The sequence below is a fragment of the Algoriphagus sp. genome, from assembly GCF_024642405.1.
Lineage (GTDB): Bacteria > Bacteroidota > Bacteroidia > Cytophagales > Cyclobacteriaceae > Algoriphagus.
In genome coordinates this window covers 1-18,259 of sequence record NZ_JAHEBC010000056.1, presented here as the reverse complement: position 1 = coordinate 18,259, position 18,259 = coordinate 1, and the positions used below count along the sequence as shown (strand labels likewise).

20 protein-coding genes are annotated in these 18,259 nt (G+C 35.9%); 11 read left to right on the top strand and 9 right to left on the bottom strand.

Annotated elements, in window-relative coordinates:
- On the top strand, positions 1–299 hold a 299-nt coding region (locus Q0L68_RS06635; protein WP_296701005.1), incomplete at its 5' end, for an ArsC/Spx/MgsR family protein.
- Here the strand turns inward: Q0L68_RS06635 and Q0L68_RS06630 are convergent.
- Positions 292–1,128 carry a S1-like domain-containing RNA-binding protein gene (locus Q0L68_RS06630; protein WP_296701003.1) on the bottom strand — a complete coding sequence of 279 codons (837 nt, stop codon included), beginning with the start codon at positions 1,126–1,128 and terminating at the stop codon, positions 292–294. The genes Q0L68_RS06635 and Q0L68_RS06630 overlap by 8 nt on opposite strands.
- 170 nt (positions 1,129–1,298) lie before the next feature.
- Between Q0L68_RS06630 and Q0L68_RS06625 the strand changes: the two genes are divergently transcribed.
- Both Q0L68_RS06625 and Q0L68_RS06620 read left to right on the top strand, forming a co-directional pair.
- A complete protein-coding gene (locus tag Q0L68_RS06625; RefSeq protein WP_296701001.1) occupies positions 1,299–2,189 on the top strand; it encodes a 3-hydroxyacyl-CoA dehydrogenase family protein in 891 nt (296 codons plus the stop codon).
- A gap of 18 nt (positions 2,190–2,207) precedes the next feature.
- Complete coding sequence (locus Q0L68_RS06620) at positions 2,208–2,825, top strand: deoxynucleoside kinase (RefSeq protein ID WP_296700999.1); 618 nt, start codon at positions 2,208–2,210, stop codon at positions 2,823–2,825.
- A 4-nt stretch (positions 2,826–2,829) separates the two neighbouring features.
- Here Q0L68_RS06620 and Q0L68_RS06615 read toward each other — a convergent pair whose 3' ends face one another.
- The 3 genes from Q0L68_RS06615 to Q0L68_RS06605 are packed head-to-tail and all read right to left on the bottom strand — an operon-like array spanning position 2,830 to position 4,092.
- The gene (locus Q0L68_RS06615; RefSeq protein ID WP_296700997.1) at positions 2,830–3,474 is read right to left on the bottom strand and encodes a hypothetical protein; all 645 of its coding nucleotides are present in this window, start codon (positions 3,472–3,474) and stop codon (positions 2,830–2,832) included.
- Positions 3,475–3,481: 7 nt separating this feature from the next.
- A complete protein-coding gene (locus tag Q0L68_RS06610) occupies positions 3,482–3,937 on the bottom strand; it encodes a DUF2452 domain-containing protein (protein WP_296700995.1) in 456 nt (151 codons plus the stop codon).
- A 2-nt stretch (positions 3,938–3,939) separates the two neighbouring features.
- Positions 3,940–4,092 carry a hypothetical protein gene (locus tag Q0L68_RS06605; RefSeq protein WP_296700993.1) on the bottom strand — a complete coding sequence of 51 codons (153 nt, stop codon included), beginning with the start codon at positions 4,090–4,092 and terminating at the stop codon, positions 3,940–3,942.
- Positions 4,093–4,327: 235 nt separating this feature from the next.
- Between Q0L68_RS06605 and Q0L68_RS06600 the strand changes: the two genes are divergently transcribed.
- The 6 genes from Q0L68_RS06600 (at position 4,328) to Q0L68_RS06575 (ending at position 12,450) form a co-directional block, all read left to right on the top strand.
- Positions 4,328–4,663, top strand: coding sequence for an Hpt domain-containing protein (locus tag Q0L68_RS06600; RefSeq protein ID WP_296700991.1), 336 nt, complete (start codon positions 4,328–4,330; stop codon positions 4,661–4,663).
- A gap of 26 nt (positions 4,664–4,689) precedes the next feature.
- The gene (locus Q0L68_RS06595; RefSeq protein ID WP_296700989.1) at positions 4,690–7,059 is read left to right on the top strand and encodes a prolyl oligopeptidase family serine peptidase; all 2,370 of its coding nucleotides are present in this window, start codon (positions 4,690–4,692) and stop codon (positions 7,057–7,059) included.
- Between the two features lie 38 nt (positions 7,060–7,097).
- Positions 7,098–8,774 carry a gamma-glutamyltransferase gene (ggt, locus tag Q0L68_RS06590; RefSeq protein WP_366938360.1) on the top strand — a complete coding sequence of 559 codons (1,677 nt, stop codon included), beginning with the start codon at positions 7,098–7,100 and terminating at the stop codon, positions 8,772–8,774.
- 171 nt (positions 8,775–8,945) lie between these two features.
- Positions 8,946–10,157, top strand: a complete 1,212-nt coding sequence (gene mnmA / locus Q0L68_RS06585; RefSeq protein WP_296700987.1) for a tRNA 2-thiouridine(34) synthase MnmA — start codon at positions 8,946–8,948, stop codon at positions 10,155–10,157.
- Positions 10,158–10,179: 22 nt separating this feature from the next.
- Positions 10,180–10,920, top strand: coding sequence for an RluA family pseudouridine synthase (locus tag Q0L68_RS06580; protein WP_296700985.1), 741 nt, complete (start codon positions 10,180–10,182; stop codon positions 10,918–10,920).
- A gap of 54 nt (positions 10,921–10,974) precedes the next feature.
- The gene (locus tag Q0L68_RS06575) at positions 10,975–12,450 is read left to right on the top strand and encodes a M28 family peptidase (protein ID WP_296700983.1); all 1,476 of its coding nucleotides are present in this window, start codon (positions 10,975–10,977) and stop codon (positions 12,448–12,450) included.
- Positions 12,451–12,594: 144 nt separating this feature from the next.
- Here Q0L68_RS06575 and Q0L68_RS06570 read toward each other — a convergent pair whose 3' ends face one another.
- The 4 genes from Q0L68_RS06570 to Q0L68_RS06555 all read right to left on the bottom strand — a co-directional run bounded on the left by Q0L68_RS06570 (position 12,595) and on the right by Q0L68_RS06555 (position 16,308).
- Entirely contained in the window at positions 12,595–13,881 is a 1,287-nt protein-coding gene (locus Q0L68_RS06570; protein ID WP_296700980.1) for a nucleoside transporter C-terminal domain-containing protein, read from the bottom strand.
- Positions 13,882–13,964: 83 nt separating this feature from the next.
- Positions 13,965–14,561, bottom strand: coding sequence for a bifunctional nuclease family protein (locus tag Q0L68_RS06565; RefSeq protein ID WP_296700978.1), 597 nt, complete (start codon positions 14,559–14,561; stop codon positions 13,965–13,967).
- 5 nt (positions 14,562–14,566) lie between these two features.
- Positions 14,567–15,535 (bottom strand): electron transfer flavoprotein subunit alpha/FixB family protein, encoded by a 969-nt coding sequence (locus tag Q0L68_RS06560; RefSeq protein ID WP_296700974.1) that lies wholly within the window; start codon positions 15,533–15,535, stop codon positions 14,567–14,569.
- Positions 15,536–15,570: 35 nt separating this feature from the next.
- Positions 15,571–16,308, bottom strand: coding sequence for an electron transfer flavoprotein subunit beta/FixA family protein (locus tag Q0L68_RS06555; RefSeq protein ID WP_296700972.1), 738 nt, complete (start codon positions 16,306–16,308; stop codon positions 15,571–15,573).
- A 73-nt stretch (positions 16,309–16,381) separates the two neighbouring features.
- Here Q0L68_RS06555 and Q0L68_RS06550 point away from each other — a divergent pair, with 73 nt between their 5' ends.
- Together Q0L68_RS06550 and Q0L68_RS06545 are read left to right on the top strand one after the other, a co-directional pair.
- A complete protein-coding gene (locus Q0L68_RS06550) occupies positions 16,382–16,714 on the top strand; it encodes a tetratricopeptide repeat protein (protein ID WP_296700971.1) in 333 nt (110 codons plus the stop codon).
- A gap of 229 nt (positions 16,715–16,943) precedes the next feature.
- Positions 16,944–17,429 (top strand): hypothetical protein, encoded by a 486-nt coding sequence (locus tag Q0L68_RS06545; RefSeq protein ID WP_296700969.1) that lies wholly within the window; start codon positions 16,944–16,946, stop codon positions 17,427–17,429.
- On the opposite strand, the gene Q0L68_RS06540 is transcribed toward Q0L68_RS06545, so the two are convergent.
- The coding region (locus tag Q0L68_RS06540; protein WP_296700968.1) for a zinc-binding dehydrogenase at positions 17,426–18,259 on the bottom strand (834 nt) is incomplete at its 5' end. The genes Q0L68_RS06545 and Q0L68_RS06540 overlap by 4 nt on opposite strands.

Sequence of the window (18,259 nt, the reverse complement as noted above, 5' to 3'; positions counted from 1 at the left end):
AAACTTTAGCCTATGCACATTCTGTTGCGAGGTTTATTAATCAAATTGACGTTGTAAAGGAAAGAATAACTACAACGCAATGGAATAGTATGTTATTGAAACTTAACCTCAGAGCAAAAGACCTTTTAAATAAAGCTCATCCAGATTATCAATCAAAAATAGCTGGCAGAAGTTGGGATGAGGAAAGTTGGCTAAATATTCTAGTCAGAAACCCTCACTTAATTAAATCCCCGATTGCGGTTCTAAGGAATAAGGCAATTCTTTGTAGAACACCTAGTGATATTCTAAAACTCAATTAGAGGAATTCATAGCAATACCATTTTCTAAAATATTAATTTTACCAGCTTTATATAATTGACCTATGCACTGTTTAAAGTGTTTTTTGCTCATGCCCAATTCTTTTTGAATTTCTTCAGGGGCTGATTTATCATGTAAAGGCAAAAAAGCTTTCTCTTCTAAAAGAGATAAAATCAATTCAGAGCCCTTGTCATATTTTACTCTTCCCGGAGGTAGCAATTGTAAATCTACCTTACCATCATCCCTTCTTTTCTTTACAAAAAACTTTCTCAAATCCCCCACTTCTATCGGTTGGAATACTTCATTCGAAAAAACCAGTCCTTCGTATTTATCCTCAATAAGGACTTTATAGCCAAGGTCAGTTTTATCGAATACCAATCCGGAAACTTCAGTTCCTAAAACATAATCTTTAGGGGCATCAGATATAAAATCCCGATACTTGTTAACACCAATAAGCCGATTCGTCTGAAAGTCAACACAGATTTTAACCAAGTACTTTTTACCTGGAACCATATTTTGACCCATCTCAGCTTTTGGAACTAACAAATCCTTTGGTAAACCCCAATCCATGAATACTCCAAAAGGAGCTATTTCCTTCGCTTCAAGAACAGCAAACTCGTCTAATAAAGCTTTTGGGCTTTCAGTAACAGCAACCGGCCTATCCTCACTATCAGTATAAACAAAAACAGCTATCTCTTCTCCCTCTTTTTCATCACCTAATAAATACCCTTTCGGCAATAGTACTTCCTCTCCTGAGCTAAGTGCTAAATAGGCTCCAAAATCTGTAAATCGATTTATTGTAAGTGTACTAATCAAACCAAGTTCTTTCATGTTACAAAGGTAGACATAATTCTATTTGGAGCTTTAAGAATTTCTGACATTCAAAGTCGGATAAGCTCAATCCAAAAATTGGAATTCGCATCTGATCGAACTAGCTTTGACCATTCAATTGAAAAGTAATAATCTAATAAACCCAAATATTAAATAAACATTTTTGATCGATGAAAAAAATATCTGTAATAGGCTCTGGCACAATGGGAAATGGAATAGCACATGTTTTTGCCCAGCATGGATTTGAAGTTTCATTAATTGACTTAAAACAAGATTTTCTGGATAAAGCATTAGCGACAATTTCCAAAAACCTAGATAGACAGGTATCAAAAGGTTTGATTATAGAATCTGAAAAAACTTCAGCACTTTCGAACATCCAAACTTTTACTGGATTATCCGAAGGAGTAAAATCAGCGGATCTTGTGATTGAGGCAGCTACAGAAAATATGGAGGTTAAACTGGATCTTTTCCGACAATTAGACCAATTATGCCCAGCTGAAACAATTCTTGCAACGAATACTTCTTCCATCTCTATTACTAAAATAGCTTCTGTCACAAATAGAGCATCTCAAGTCATAGGTATGCATTTTATGAATCCAGTTCCAGTGATGAAATTGGTGGAAGTAATCAGAGGTTATGCTACCTCTGATGAGATTACCAAACAAATCATGACTCTCTCTTCCAATCTTTCTAAAGATCCTGTGGAAGTAAATGATTATCCAGGTTTTATTGCAAATAGAATTTTGATGCCTATGATCAATGAAGCAATTTATAGTTTATATGAGGGAGTGGCAGGGATTCAAGAAATCGATACTGTAATGAAACTAGGTATGGCTCATCCTATGGGGCCACTCCAATTAGCCGATTTTATTGGTTTAGATGTTTGCTTATCAATTCTGAAAGTCTTGCATGATGGTTTTGGAAATCCTAAATATGCCCCATGCCCCTTATTGGTCAATATGGTAGAAGCAGGATTTAAAGGAGTAAAAACCGGTGAAGGCTTTTATAAGTACACGAAAGGCAGTAAAGATTTAGTAGTCTCTCCTAGATTTTCCAAATAAACCAATTTTTATCATACCATGCATATTGCAGTATCTGGGAATATTGGAAGTGGCAAAACCACTCTGACTGAGAAACTTGCCAAGCATTACGGCTGGAAGGCTGAATTTGAATCAGTTGAAAATAACCCCTATTTACCTGATTTTTATGAAGATATGAAAAGATGGGCTTTTCATCTTCAGGTTTATTTCCTGAATTCAAGATTTAATCAAATAAAGAAAATTCAGGAAAATAAATATGATTTCATTCAGGATAGAACCATTTATGAAGACGCTTATATTTTCGCAGCCAACTTACATAAGAGTGGTTTAATGACTGAAAGGGATTATGAAAATTATCGAAGTTTGTTCGATAGTATGATAGATCATGTCAAAGCTCCTGATCTCTTAATTTATTTAAAAGCAGATATTCCCAAATTAGTAGGTCAAATCGAAAAACGAGGAAGGACTTATGAAACGACTATGCGGATAGATTATTTAAAAAATCTAAACCAGCACTACGAACAATGGATAGATAATTATAAAGAAGGAAAGCTACTAATTATCGATGTCAACCAGCTTGATTTTGTTGAAAACCCAGATGATTTCTCCTTTGTAGTAGAGAAAGTTGATAGAGAAATATTTGGTCTTTTTAGCTAAAAATCTATTCCAACTTTCGCAATAACCAGTTCACAAGGATTTTTCGCTGCTCTTCTTTAGGGTTCATTAAAAGATGATCAAGTCTTTTCAAAGAGCCACCAGTCATTAGCGTTTCGTAAGGGTTCAAACGAATTAATTTATATCCATGAAGTCTTGTCTGAACATCTATTTGAGCATCGTTATAAGCTAAGAGTTTCCAACCTGTAGCACCTGTTCCGGAAAAATCACCAATCTCATTAGCTTCACCGAAACTATGCTTTGCAATTGGAGGACCATTCCAAAGCCTTTCTTGGAGACCAACTTTCAGGCAGTCCTTTTCATAAGTTCTACATAGTCTTTTATAAGCCTCATAAAATGGCAAATTGAAATGGTTATAAAAATCTGATCTTAAAGAAATTAATCTATATCTATTGAAGTGAATTTCTTCATCATATAAGATTAGATTTCTTTTAATTTTGAAATCAAATTTTAATTTATGTAACAATGGAATTGGTCCATCTCCTTCGAGATCTTCATAAATTTCCGCTAACCAACCTTTCCCTTTTATATCTAAAAAATCTGAATTGATCTCTAATTCAAAATCCCTTTCAAACTCAACTTCTCCTTCTTTTAAAATCATTTGAAGTTGGCGAGTAATCAGGTTATCCATGCTTGTTTTAATTTTCTCTAATTATTTCCCAAGTGTGATCAGCTAATAATTTTACCTCAGCCAAAAAAATATTTGATCTTTTTTTCCTTCCCCATTCATCAGGAGAAATCATACTTAAAAAATCGGTACCATCCTCTTTTTGATATAAATAATAATGGTGATTGATCAATGGTTCAAATGAAACCTGAGCGTTATAAATTCGCTCAGAATATTCAACTCTCGCTTGAATGGTTTTTGCTTGCTCAGCCAATAATTGCATTTGCTGGTAAATCTGTGACATTTGCATGTCTGTTTGACTTTGCATTGCAGCAATTGCCCTTCCAGTAATTTTACCTAGATCCTCAGGCTTTACAATTGCGCTTCCAGAATGGTGCGCATAGGGAAGCATTCCAGGATTCTGAGCAATTTTATCTCTCATTTCCTCTAAATCCAGTTTATCAACATCAATTTTCTTTCCTGTCATATTTATTTTGTTTCCTCCCCCGAGGTAATTCTCTCTTTTAGATTTCCTTTAGACCCAGGGAAAGTAGTCCGTGTAGAAATATCATAACCAATCCACCCCATAATCAACATGAAAATCACAAAAAGAATCAAAAAGATTTTTTTATTTCGCTTCATACCTAAAACATCCTTTTTATCGACACAAAATTATGAAATGTAGTTAAAGAACCCATTTTAATTAGAAGTTCTATTTAAACTACTAAATCAAATAAAAAGCCAATTGTTCTAAACAAAAATTAGAAATAACTATTAAATCATAACTTTTTGAAACAAACAAATTGAAAAATGTTTATAATTTTAAAAAGTTGTACCAAACAAAGCTTTTTCATTTTATACTCTTTTGAACCCTATTATGTATCAAATTATTAGTGAACAATCTATATATCAGTATTTTGGAGATGATGACCCTGAAATGACGAAAGAGATGCTTCAAATCATTCTTGATACTAATATTCGAGAATTGAAAGAATTAGATAAATTTTACGGTTTGAAGGATTTTGAGACAATAAAAAAAAGGTGTCACAAAGCAAAACCTACAATGAGTTATATAGGAGCAATGAAGAGTAGGAAAATTCTTGAAGAAATAGAAAAAGATATTGAATCCTCTGAAGAACTTAATAGTATCCTTCAAGAGCAATTAGATTTGATCACTTTAGAACTTAACAAGTTCATAGAAACAATTAAATAAAATCATTAACCATTAGCTAAATTCTTATGCAGCGAAAACTCTTTTTTCTGCCTCTCTTATTTATTGCCTTAACTGAACTTCACGCACAGAGCAGTTTATCGGTTGAGTATATCATGCGAGATCCCAAATGGATGGGTACTTTCCCTTCATCCGTTCGATGGAATGATGATAGCCAGCAAGTCTATTTTAAATACAATTCTGAAAATGATCCTGCTGATTCACTTTATAAGATAAATCTCACGGACTCCAAGATTACAAAAGTACCTTGGCCAGAAGAGAAATCCCTTCGTAAGAATTCCTCTTCTTTAAATTCGGATAAAACGCTTCGTCTTTATCTTAAAGATAGAAAAATCATCCTTGAGGATTTATCGAAAAACAATAGCAATATAATTTTGGAATGGTTTCAAAACATTTCAAATCCTAGTTTTTTGGCTGATGAAAACTTAATTGCTTTCAATTCCGATGGAAATATTTTTGTCCTGAATAGAACTTCAGGAAATGTTGAAAAAGTCACAAATATTAGTTCCGGTTCAAAGCCATCTTCAAACAAATCAAATGCAAAAGAAGAGGAATTAGAATTTCTGGAAAAAGATAATCTAGATTTGCTTAAAATAGTCAAAGAAAGAAAAGATGCCCAGAAAGCGAGTAGAGAATATAGAGAAGCAATTGCAGATAATGATGATGCGGAATTCACTTACTATACAGAAGGTAAAAACCCTGTAAATCTTTCCTTATCCCCTGATGGAAATTTCGCGACTTTTTCATATTACAATAGAGGGTCTAACAAAAACACGAAAGTTCCGGACTATGTAGATGCTTCTGGCTATACGACTGAATTAAATGCAAGATCAAAAGTCGGAAATGAACCGACTACTGTTGAAGTTGGGATTTATGATTTGCAAAGAGACACAGTTTATTTTATCAGTACCTCTGGTTTGCCCGGGATAAAAGACTTACCTGATTATGTTAAGGATTATCCAGAGAAAACCTGGGAAGAGAAAGAAAGAACTGTGATCCTTTCACAACCTTATTTTTCAAAGGATGGAAAAAAAGCAATCATCAATATCAGATCCAATGACAATAAAGACAGATGGATATCTTTGATTGATTTGACAACTGGGGAATTAACCACCTTGGATAGACAAAGAGATGAGGCTTGGATTGCTGGGCCAGGCATGGGTTTTTCATTTTCTGGAGGAACACTAGGTTGGTTGCCAGACAATAAGCATATCTACTTTCAATCAGAAGCTACAGGTTATTCTCATTTGTATTTAATGGATGTAGAATCCGGTAAAAAAACAGCTTTGACCTCAGGTAAATATGAAGTCTTTGATCCATTTATTTCCAAAGACAATAAATCTTGGTATTTGACAACTTCTGAAGTTGATCCTGGAGAGAGACATTTTTATAAAATGCCTTTGATGGGTGGTAAAATGGACAAATTGACTACCATGACTGGAAACAATGATGTAACACTTTCGCCAGATGAAAAGAAATTGGCAATTCTTTACTCCTATAGTAATAAACCAACCGAGTTATACATTCAAGACAATAAAGTTGGGGCTAAACCAATTCAATTAACTTCAGGTCAATCCGAGGAATTTAAATCCTATGAATGGAGAGATCCACAGATAGTGAAGTTTACCGCAGAAGATGGTGCTCAAGTACCTGCAAGATTGTACTCTCCTGATCCAGCAAAAAAGAATGGAGCTGCAGTAATATTTGTACATGGCGCCGGATATCTTCAAAATGTCCATAAATGGTGGAGTAGTTATTTCAGAGAATACATGTTCCATAATCTCTTAACAGATCTGGGATATACAGTCTTAGATATTGATTATAGAGCAAGTGCAGGTTATGGTAGAGATTGGAGAACTGGAATCTATCGTCATATGGGTGGAAAGGACCTTTCAGATCAAGTAGATGGAGCAAAATATTTAGTAGCTTCTCAGGGAGTGGATGCTGATAGAATTGGAATTTATGGTGGAAGTTATGGTGGCTTTATCACTTTAATGGCATTATTTAATGAATCCGATGTCTTTAAATCCGGCGCTGCATTAAGATCTGTAACTGATTGGGCACATTATAATCATGGCTATACCTCAAATATTCTTAATACGCCTGAAGAAGACCCCATTGCATATAGGAGATCCGGTCCTATTTATTTTGCGGAAGGTTTAAAAGGAAATTTATTAATGGCACATGGCATGGTGGATGTTAATGTTCATTTTCAGGATGTAGTTAGACTTTCGCAAAGGCTCATCGAGTTAGGGAAAGATAATTGGGAAATGGCTATTTATCCAGTAGAGGATCATGGTTTTGTTGAACCTAGTTCTTGGACAGATGAGTACAAACGTATTTTAAAGTTATTCAACAGCACGCTTTTAGAGGATTAATGAAAGTCTTTTCAAAATTTAAAACCATCTTATTTTATGTGACTATTCTTTCTTTTTCTTTTTTCTCCTGTGGGGGAAAGAAAAGTGAGATACATGAAATAAAGGGGACAGTTGCAGAAAATGCAATGGTTGTTTCTGCTCGTGAGGAAGCTTCAAAAATTGGCTTAGAAATCATCAAAAAAGGTGGAAACGCTTTTGATGCCATGATGGCCACAGAAATGGCACTTGCTGTAATTTATCCTTTTGCAGGAAATCTTGGTGGCGGAGGATTTATGGTTTACCGTATGGCTGATGGTACCGTTGGTTCTTTGGATTATAGGGAAAAAGCACCTTCGGCAGCATTTAGAGATATGTATTTGGATGAAGAAGGAAATGTAATACCTGGTTTGAGTACAAAGGGAGCAATGGCTTCGGGAGTTCCTGGAACTATTTCAGGGATTTTTACAGCACAAGAAAGATTTGGTAAACTTAGTCCTTCTGAAGTTCTATCACCAGTTATAGAACTTGCAGAAAAGGGATATATCGCTACTTCCAATCAAGCAACTAGGTTAGAAAGATTAAGAGAAACTTTTATTGAGGTTAATGGCCCAGAAACATATTTTTCAAAGAAAATCAGTGAAGGAGACACGCTAAAGTTTCCAATTTTAGCTGAAACTCTTAGAAGAATCGCAAAAGGTGGTAAAGATGAATTTTATAAAGGGGAAACAGGTAAAATACTTTCCAAGCATATTTTAGATATGGGAGGAATTATTACTGAAGAGGATTTAGCCTCATATGAGGCAGCATGGAGAGAACCAGTTGTATTCAATTATAAAAACCTAAGGATCATTTCGATGGCACCTCCTAGCTCTGGCGGAATAACTCTAGCTCAGATTTTCGGAATGATTGAACCTTATGATTTAAAAAGTTTGAAACATCATAGTCCAGAGCATATTCAACTTTTAGTAGAGGCAGAAAGAAGAGCCTATGCTGATAGAAATTTCTTTTTAGGAGATCCGGATTTCGTAAGTATTCCAACTGAGGATCTGATATCTGACGATTATTTGAAATCAAGGATGGACAACTTTTCTTATGATCACGCAACTAAATCAGAAGATATCGCTGAAGGAAAGATTGAATTTGCAGAAAGTATGGAAACAACGCATTATTCCATTATTGATGCGGATGGAAATGCTGTTTCAGTCACTACAACGTTAAATGGTGCCTATGGTTCTAAAGTGTACATTGATGAATTAGGGTTTTTTATGAATAATGAAATGGATGATTTCAGTTCAAAGGCAGGTGTTCCAAATATGTTTGGATTAATTGGAGCAGAGGCGAACAGTATCCAGCCTGGTAAACGAATGCTAAGTAGTATGACACCAACCATAGTGGAAAAGAATGGTAAACTCTGGATGGTGGTTGGTACACCAGGTGGTTCCACAATTATCACATCTGTTTTACAGACAATTCTCAATGTTTATGAGTTTGATATGGGAATGCAGGAAGCAGTTGAAGCTCCTCGATTTCATCATCAATGGCTTCCCGATATGGTAAGTTTTGAACCAGATTCATTCGATACCACACTTTTGAATACTTTAAAATCAAAAGGTTATATCATATTAGAAAACAACAATCCAATAATTGGTAAAGTCGATGCTATTTTAGTTCTTCCAGATGGAAAATTAGAAGGGGGTGCTGATCCTAGAGGAGACGATAAAGCTGTAGGGTATTAAATAAACTAACTCATTTTAAGGGAAATATCAATCATTCTTAGGGAAGAATCAATTTCCCATTTTCATTCCCCAATTTCTTAACTTTGCAAATGAAGAACCAATTATTAAAAATTGAAGTTCTTATCTCATCTGTAACCTAATGGACCTTGAATCCATTAATTATTACAATACATGAAAACAAAACCTAGAGTAGTTGTCGGTCTTTCTGGAGGAGTCGACAGTTCCGTAGCAGCTCATCTCCTACTCGAGCAAGGCTACGAAGTCATCGGGATGTTTATGAAGAACTGGCACGATGAATCCGTTACCATTTCCAATGAATGTCCCTGGATGGAAGATTCCACAGATGCCATGCTAGTGGCTGAAAAATTAGGAATACCTTTCCAGGCAATCGATCTGAGTGAAGAGTATCGAGAAAGGATTGTAGACTACATGTTTGGAGAATATAAAGTGGGCAGAACCCCCAATCCTGACATCCTTTGTAATCGAGAAATAAAATTCGATATTTTCCTGAAAGCTGCGAAAAAATTAAAAGCGGATTTTGTCGCAACTGGACATTATTGTCAAAAAGGAGAAATAGAAATTGGTGGTAAACCAGTTTATCAGTTGCTAGCTGGAGCCGACACCAATAAGGATCAAAGCTATTTCCTTTGTCAACTCAATCAAGAACAACTTAGTAAAGCCCTTTTCCCAATTGGCCATTTACAAAAGCCAGAAGTAAGAAAGATTGCAAAAGAATTGGATTTGATCACTGCTGATAAAAAGGATTCTCAAGGGCTATGTTTTATAGGAAAAGTACGTTTGCCGGAATTTTTGCAACAACAGTTGAAACCAAAAAAAGGAAGAATAATTCAGATTCCTGAAGATCTACCTGTTTTCGAAAGCCAAAAAATACCGGCTGGAATTCCTGCAGAAGATTGGGATCAAGAAACCTTGGATAAAATTTCTCTCCCTCTTCATTATTCTCAAAATCAAGGAAAAATATTGGGTGAACATAATGGAGCGCATTATTTTACGGTTGGTCAGAGAAAAGGATTGCATGTTGGAGGCACAGGCAAACCACTATTTGTAATCGCAACGGATACAAAAGAAAATGTGATTTATACAGGTTTGGGCGAAACTCATCCGGGATTACTAAAGAATGGCTTATTCGTTGAAAAAGACCAAATCCATTGGATCAGAGAGGATTTGGCATTAGCCATTGGCGAAAGTGCCCGATATAAAACCAGAATTCGTTACAGACAACCTTTAACTTGGGCGACACTGATTCGAAAAGAAAATGGGCTTTATGTTATTTTTGATGAACCTCAAAAAGGTGTCGCTTCTGGCCAGTTCGTAGCTTGGTATAATGAGGAGGAATCTATAGGTTCAGGAACTATATTTTAAATGATTAACTGTTAGAAAGTCAATGGAAACATTGGCTTACTTTTTTCCCAATATGGATTTAGAAATTCTATTTGAAGATGAAGATCTCATTGCCATCAATAAGCCTTCTGGACTTCTTGTACACAGAACTTCTATTGCCGCGGGTGAAACAGTTTTTGCCTTACAGATGCTCCGCAATCAAATAGGTCAGCATGTCTCTCCAGTACATCGATTAGATAGGCCCACCAGTGGAGTTTTGTTATTTGCAAAGAATGAAGAAGTTTTACCTTTGATGAAACAGCAATTTGCTGACCGATCAATCCAAAAAACCTATTTCGCTATCGTAAGAGGAATCCCTTCCATAAAATCTGACATCATTGATTATCCATTGAAAAGCGAACGCTCAGGAAGAATGCAAGAAGCCCAAACATCTTATCAAGTTCTTTTAGAAGCTGAAATCCCCTACAATTCCACTGGAAGGTATGCCACAAGTCGCTACAGTTTACTGGAATTGAAACCTGAAACTGGTCGAACACATCAAATCAGAAGACATTTAGCTCATTTGAGACATTATATCTTGGGAGATAAAAAACATGGTGATAACAAGCAAAACCAGTTTTTCGAGAAGCAATTTGGGATCGAAAATTTGCTATTGCATGCTAGAAAGCTTGAATTTGTGCATCCCCGCTCAAAGAAACCTATCAGTCTAACAGCTCCTTTACCTTCACATTTTCAAAAGACAATGATAGAACTCAGCTGGTCTGAACATCTTTTAATGTTATAAAAGCTCCCTTTTTGTAAAATTGAATTACTTTAGGAAATACATTTAATTAAGCATATGAAAAAATCACTTTTAGGCATTGGCCTCATGTTAACTGTGACTTTTGTAGCTGAAGCTCAAAAGAAGAAGATTGATAAAAAATTCGATGAAAAATCCGCAATTTCTGAATTAACCTACCTGGCTTCTGATGAGCTAAAAGGCAGAGATCCTGCTACCCCTGAAATGGCTTTAGCATATGATTTTATTGCAAAACAACTAGAAGAAGCTGGAGCCAAACCAGTACCTGGAGCAGATGGATATTTTCAAAATATCCCATTTCGTCTCTCCTCCCCTCCCTCAAAAGGAAAAATCGTGATGGGAGATTCCACATACATCCAAGGAGAAAACCTTCTTGTTTTGGATGGAGAGTCGCTAAGCGGAACATATCAATTAGTAGATGTAGGATTTGGAACTCCTGCTGATTTTGAAGGAAAGGACCTTACAGGTAAAATCGCTGTGAGTAGCGTAGGAGCCCCAAATAAAATGAGCCCAAATGATTTATTCTCTTTAGGAAGTGAAAAAACCGCAAATGCAAAAAAACAGGGAGCTGTAGCTTTAATTGAGCGTTTTAATATCCCTTCAATTCCATGGCAGTTGATTGCGAATTATTTAAACCGTTCTCAAATGGGCATTGACAATGGAGAGTCTAGCAAATTACCTTATATCTGGGTGAAAGACCTTTCCAATGTACTTCCAAAAGAAATAGCTGTTGGAAATGCTAAATCAGCAGTACTTCAAATCGAAGGAAAAACCAATAAACCAATAGAAGGCAAAAATGTCATCGCCTGGATTGAAGGATCAGATAAAGATTTGAAAAATGAATTTGTAATGCTATCTGCTCATTATGATCACGTAGGAATCGGGCGTCCTGATGAAAGCGGGGATTCTATTTATAACGGAACGCGGGATAATGCTATTGGAACAGTAGCTGTCATGAATGCTGCTAAGTATTTTGCTAAAAATCCTCCAAAAAGATCTATTCTATTGGCACTTTGGACAGCTGAAGAAAAAGGACTTTTAGGTAGCAGATACTTTGCAAATAACCCCTTGATCCCGCTTAACCAGATAATATACAATTTGAATATAGATGGTGCTGGTTATAATGACACTTCCATTATTACCGTAATTGGTCTTGGCAGGACGACCGGAGATGATATGGTCATTGAAGCTGTAGAAGATTTTGGGCTAAAAGCGCTAGCCGATCCAGCACCTGAACAAGGTCTTTATGATCGCTCAGATAATGTGAATTTTGCTGTTAAAGGGATTCCAGCGCCAACATTCAGTTTAGGATTTACTGCATTTGATGACGAAATCAATAAATATTATCACAAAGCAGGAGATCAAGTAGATTCTGTTGATTTGGATTATGTGACTCTTTATTGGAAAGCCTATATCCTAGCAGCACAGAAAATCGGGAATTTAGATTATCAACCAATGTGGGTAGCGGGTGATAAATATGAAGAGGCTGGTAAGGCTCTTTACGGAGATAAATAATTAGAATTTATTATTAAGAAATAAGTGGTCGCAAAAGAGGTGGATAAGCATCTTGCTTGCGACCACTTTTTGTTTGAAAGATTGAAACCTTAGCTTTTAACTTTTGATTCTATTTTTTTAAATCTTGATACTTGTTTTTCAAGATCATCCAAATAACATTCCAGCGATAGTGGCAGTCATCAAACATGCCAAAGAGGCTGCAAAAAGGGATCTAAGTCCCAATCGACTCAAGTTTCCCTGTTGATTTGGAGCAATAATACTAATTCCCCCTAGTTGGATAGCAATAGAACTGAAGTTCGAAAATCCACATAAGGCATAAGTAGCAATCACAATTGATTTGGGATTTAGGGACCCGATTTCCTTCATTTCCGAAAGACTTAAATAGGCCACAAATTCATTGATCACAGTCTTTTGCCCCAATAAACTTCCTACTTGAAGGGTATCTACCCAATCAACTCCAATAACCCAAGCGAATACCCGAAAAATCTGACCAAATAAATATTCCAAGGAAAATCCCTGAAACTGGCCCCCGGTACTTGATACGACCAATGAATTTAAACCAGTATACTCTCCAATTAATCCACTTAGAACATAATTGATAGCTGCGATTACTGCAATAAATGCCAGAAGCATTGCTCCTACATTTAAAGCAAGCTTCAAACCCTCCGAGGCTCCAATAGACATGGCATCGATTAGGTTTACCCCCATCGCTTCTTCATTAACTTCAAGTTTATCTTGTTTGATTTCTTTTTCCTCCTCCGGCACAAACATTTTAGACATAACTATTGCAGCAGGAGCATTCATTATACTTGCCCCAAGTAAATAGGCTGCAAATTTGCTTTGCTCCTCCAAACTGTCACCTCCTAAAAATGCCACGTATCCAGCTAATACTCCGCCAGCAATCGTAGCCATTCCACCTGTCATCAAACACATCAGTTCAGATTTACTCATTTGAGGAATAAAAGGACGAACCAATAATGGAGCTTCAGTTTGTCCTAAAAAGATATTCCCTGCGGCTGAAAGGCTTTCTGGGCCTGAAAGACGCATGGTGCGAGCCATCACCCAGGCGATACCAAAAACTATCTTTTGAAGAACTCCTAAATAATACAATCCTGCAGAAACAGTAGAAAAGAATATAATGGTTGGTAATACTTGAAAAGCGAAAATAAATCCAAAGCCATCGCCAGCTAAGTCTCCAAAAATAAATGCTGCTCCATCTCTACTAAAACTCAAGAACTTCACAAAAGCTTCACTCAGTACAGCGAAACCTTTGGCGACGAAAGGAACCTTGGTTATCAAAAAACCAAAAATCAGTTGAAGCAAAATTCCAATTCCTACAAGCCTCCAGTCAATTCTTCTCCTACTATTTGAAAAAAGAAAAGCTATCAAAACTATGACAGCAAGTCCCAAGACACCCCGCAAATAATCCATGAATCTTATTTTAAATCGAAAAGCCAAAAATAGCTAAGTCGAGGTCAAGAAAAAAGCCCAGATAAATCCGGGCTTTTAAAGAATCAATTTCTTTTATTTATTTCATCCCTTATCCGGGCTGCTTTTTCATAATCTTCGTTAGTAATGGCTTTTTCCAGCATTTGATTAAGTTTATCAAGACTGAAATCCTTAAGTGAACTTTCCTTTTTAGAACTTGACTTTTGAGATTCGGATTTTGAAGTGGACTTTTCCTCTTTTTTCTCTTCTTCTGAAATTTCTATGGAAGCCTCGGACATTACTTTTTCAGAACAATAGACTGGAGAATCGAATCTGACCGCAATTGCAATAGCATCTGAAGGTCTAGAGTCTATTTCTATTTCGGAAGATTCATTATGACATTGAATCTTGGCATAGAAAACACCTTCCTTCATGTCTGAGATAACAATTTTGTCAATTTCAAAATTAAAGTTAGTGGCAAAAGACTTAAATAAGTCATGCGTCATCGGCCGGTTGGGAATGATTTTTTCGATTTCTATTGCAATTGCTTGAGCTTCAAACATTCCAATAACAATCGGCAATCTTCTACTTCCTTCTACCTCTCCCATTACCAAGGTGAATGACCCTGATTGAGAGTGATTTGATGACAAGCCTAAAATCTCCAGTTCTATTAGTTTTTCCACAAAAATTATAATTCAGCTTTTAACGCCTCTGTAAGTTTTGGTACCACTTCAAATGCATCTCCTACGATTCCATAATCCGCAGCTTTAAAAAAGGGCGCTTCTGGATCTTTGTTGATTACTACAATGCACTTAGAAGAATTAACTCCTGCAAGATGTTGAATAGCACCTGAAATTCCTATTGCTATATACAAACTTGGGGCTACTTTTACACCAGTTTGCCCTACATGTTCGTGATGAGGTCTCCATCCTATATCTGAAACCGGTTTGGAACAACCAGTAGCAGCACCCAATGTTTTTGCCAAATCCTCAAGCATTCCCCAATTTTCAGGACCTTTCATTCCTCTTCCTCCAGATACTACAATATCAGCCTCCGGAAGCAAAACTTCTCCAGTAGCTCTTTCTGTTGCGGTAATTTTAGAAGCAAAATCATCATCTGAAAGTGTTACTTCAAACTGCTCAACAGGGGCATTTGAACCATCCGTTTTAAGAGTGATAGAATTTTTCTTGATTGCAAGTATCTTATTATCTGTTGTCAGGTCCGTTTCAGCAAAGGCCTTTCCAGTAAAAATACTCCTTTTAACTTTATAGCCTGATGTTGTGTTTGGCAATTCAATTACATTGGAAACTAATCCTGCATTAATTTTTATTGCAAGTCTGGCAGCAACAGCATCAGCTAAGGAAGATTTAGCCAAAACCAATGTTTTCGCTCCTATTTTTGAAAAGGCCTGGGCTATTGCTGAAGCATGGGCTTGAATAACCCCTGCATTTAACCTTGAATCAGTTGCATGCAAAACTTTAGATGCACCTGCTATTCCGATCAATGCTAGTTCTGAATCTTCTACTGAACCTAAAGCTAATGCAATTACTTCTCCTTCATTTGTTTTTGAAGTTAAAGCCTCTGCAAATGAAACCGCTTCAAGACTAGTTTTCTTAACTTTTCCTTCAGACTGTTCTATATATACTAAAATTGACATAAATTCTTGATTTATATATTTTTAAAGATAATTAATTAAAGCACTTTTGCTTCATTTTTTAAGAGTTTTACCAACTCACTCACATTATCTTTATCGATTAATTTAACAGCACCTTTTGCTGGTGGTAATTCATAAGATGTAACTTCCGCTTGAGTTTCCTCAGATATTGGTTCAACTACATTTAATGGCTTTGTTCTTGCAGACATAATTCCTCTCATATTAGGAATTTTCCATTCTGCAATTGGTTCTTGACATCCTGCTATTAAAGGAAGGCTTGCTTCTAATGTTTCTTTCCCCCCTTCAATCTCTCTAGCCATTGTTACAGAATTGCCATCAACATCCAGTTTCATGACAGGCGAAAAAGAAGGAATTCCCAAGAGCTCTCCCACCATACCGTGAACCATTCCACCATTAAAATCTATAGATTCACGTCCCATTAAAATTAAATCATAGGAGCCTTCTTTAGCGTAATGTGCAATTTGATTCGCTACAAAAAACGAATCTTTTGGAAATGAATTTACTCGGATGGCTTCATCAGCACCAATTGCCAATGCTTTTCTTAAGGTTGGTTCAGTCTCAGTCCCTCCAACATTTAAAACTGTTAATTTACCTCCAGTCTGATCTCTTAATTCTACCGCCCTTGCAAGAGCATAATCATCATATGGACCTATGATAAATTGAACACCAGTTGTGTCAAATTTTGTATTATCGGCCGTAAACTGAATCTTTGAGGTCGTATCTGGTACGTGTGTGATACAAACAAGAATCTTCATTGGTTTAGAATTAGATTATTTTAGATTTATTTCGTGTGAAATTAACAGTATAGAGCTAATTAAAAAAACTATTATGGGCAATTTAGGTAGGTTGGAGTTATTAAAACAATTCACAATAGAGGAACCGGAAAACCCTTTTAATTGGTATGCACTTGCAATTGAATATCTTGATTTAGACCCCTTAAAAGCAGAAGTGAATTTTGATAAGCTTTTAGACAATTTTGAGTACTATTTACCCACCTATTACACTGCAGCGCACTTTTTCACTCAAAAAGAAAATATTCAAAAGGCTAAAATCATTTATGAAAAAGGAATAAAATTAGCGAATGAAACGAATGAAATAAAAACTTTAAATGAATTAAAAAATGCTTATCAAAACTTTCTATTCGAATACGATTTTGATTAGGATCAAATTTTAAAACCATTAAAAAAAGTGAAAACACCCTATATTTTTCAATACAACAAAATCACCAGTCATTTTTGGAAACTCTGATCTCATATTTAAAAGGAGAAAAAAAATTGTTTAATTTTCTTTAGATGAATTTTTCTTTAATATAAAATTGATAAAGTGATGCAAAAGAATTGGTAATCAATTTATTAAATTGACTCAAAGAAATATAAAACCTGTTTTTCCTATGATATCTCAGCAAGAAATGTTGGATCATTTTTTACCGATCCTTGAAACCAAAGGAGTTATTTATAAAAAGAAAACTCTGATTAAAGCAAAAAAAGCGGTTCCTGGCTCTTTGATAGTAACTAAGACTAATGACGGTGATGAGACTAAAAACAAAGCTGAGAAAGGAGATTGGTTGGTAGAAAATCAAACTTCTTCCTCTGAGCAATACCTGATTAAACCTCAAATTTTTGAAAAAAAATATTCTTTTATCCAATCTCTCGAAGATGGTTGGGGCTGCTACCAACCAAAAGGAAAGGTAATCGCTATTCAAATCGAAAAGAATGACCTATCTCATTTTGGGAAAGAGGACACGATGAAATTTGAGGCTCCTTGGAAAGAACTAACAATTTTAAGACTTGGTGATTATCTAGTAATACCGCCTGAAAAAAATGAGATTTATAGGATAGCAAAAAAAGAATTCGGGGAAACTTATGAGAAAGATTAAGGCTTCAAAACAATTTTTCCCAATTGCTTCCCTTCTTTCATTCTATCAAACGCAGTCTCCGCCTCATCAAATGTAAATACCTGATCTATAACTGGTCTAATTTTCTTTTCTTGGACAAATTGAATCATATGCTCAAAATCCTGATCTGAACCCATTGTAGTACCGATTATTTTTAATTGATTCCAGAAAATCTTTCGAGCTGTTAATTCCGAGGGATTCCCTCTTGTAGCACCATAAAAGACAATTTTACCGCCAGGTTTAACCACATCGATCAAGTTGTTTAAGGTATTGCCAACTGCACTATCAATCACTAAATCAAAACCCTTGGATTTATCTAAAGCTATTTTAGTCCAATTCTCTTCTGTATAATTAAATACTCCTTTTGCCCCCAATTCAATCGCTTTTTCGAGTTTTTCAGATTTACTGCTACTTGCATAGACTTCAGCCCCTGCATTAAAAGCAAATTGAAAAGCAAACTGAGCCACACCTCCTCCAAACCCAGTTATCAGAACCTTATCTTCAGGTCTAAGCTGACCTTGATAAAATAGTGCTCTGTATGCTGTAAGTCCTGCCAACGGCAAAGCCGCCGCCTCTTCAAAACTGAGATGCTCAGGTTTAAATTTCAATCTATCAGCAGGTACAATTACCTTTTCAGCTAGAGTCCCATTTCTCGGCATTCCAAGAATTTCAAAAGCATTGCCTTGAGCTTTTTGATCATCTCCCCAGTTGATTGATGGATTGATTATTACGTCTTTTCCAACCCAATTTAAATCAACTCCATCTCCTACTTCCTCAACTACTCCAGCACCATCAGATCCTAAAATTACTCC

Excerpts from the sequence above, each read along its gene's own strand:
- Q0L68_RS06630 (WP_296701003.1), bottom strand. The coding sequence starts at position 1,128 with ATGAAAGAACTTGGTTTGATTAGTACACTTACAATAAATCGATTTACA.
- Q0L68_RS06625 (WP_296701001.1), top strand. The coding sequence starts at position 1,299 with ATGAAAAAAATATCTGTAATAGGCTCTGGCACAATGGGAAATGGAATA.
- Q0L68_RS06620 (WP_296700999.1), top strand. The coding sequence starts at position 2,208 with ATGCATATTGCAGTATCTGGGAATATTGGAAGTGGCAAAACCACTCTG.
- Q0L68_RS06615 (WP_296700997.1), bottom strand. The coding sequence starts at position 3,474 with ATGGATAACCTGATTACTCGCCAACTTCAAATGATTTTAAAAGAAGGA.
- Q0L68_RS06610 (WP_296700995.1), bottom strand. The coding sequence starts at position 3,937 with ATGACAGGAAAGAAAATTGATGTTGATAAACTGGATTTAGAGGAAATG.
- Q0L68_RS06605 (WP_296700993.1), bottom strand. The coding sequence starts at position 4,092 with ATGAAGCGAAATAAAAAAATCTTTTTGATTCTTTTTGTGATTTTCATG.
- Q0L68_RS06600 (WP_296700991.1), top strand. The coding sequence starts at position 4,328 with ATGTATCAAATTATTAGTGAACAATCTATATATCAGTATTTTGGAGAT.
- Q0L68_RS06595 (WP_296700989.1), top strand. The coding sequence starts at position 4,690 with ATGCAGCGAAAACTCTTTTTTCTGCCTCTCTTATTTATTGCCTTAACT.
- mnmA (WP_296700987.1), top strand. The coding sequence starts at position 8,946 with ATGAAAACAAAACCTAGAGTAGTTGTCGGTCTTTCTGGAGGAGTCGAC.
- Q0L68_RS06580 (WP_296700985.1), top strand. The coding sequence starts at position 10,180 with ATGGAAACATTGGCTTACTTTTTTCCCAATATGGATTTAGAAATTCTA.
- Q0L68_RS06575 (WP_296700983.1), top strand. The coding sequence starts at position 10,975 with ATGAAAAAATCACTTTTAGGCATTGGCCTCATGTTAACTGTGACTTTT.
- Q0L68_RS06570 (WP_296700980.1), bottom strand. The coding sequence starts at position 13,881 with ATGGATTATTTGCGGGGTGTCTTGGGACTTGCTGTCATAGTTTTGATA.
- Q0L68_RS06560 (WP_296700974.1), bottom strand. The coding sequence starts at position 15,535 with ATGTCAATTTTAGTATATATAGAACAGTCTGAAGGAAAAGTTAAGAAA.
- Q0L68_RS06555 (WP_296700972.1), bottom strand. The coding sequence starts at position 16,308 with ATGAAGATTCTTGTTTGTATCACACACGTACCAGATACGACCTCAAAG.
- Q0L68_RS06550 (WP_296700971.1), top strand. The coding sequence starts at position 16,382 with ATGGGCAATTTAGGTAGGTTGGAGTTATTAAAACAATTCACAATAGAG.
- Q0L68_RS06545 (WP_296700969.1), top strand. The coding sequence starts at position 16,944 with ATGATATCTCAGCAAGAAATGTTGGATCATTTTTTACCGATCCTTGAA.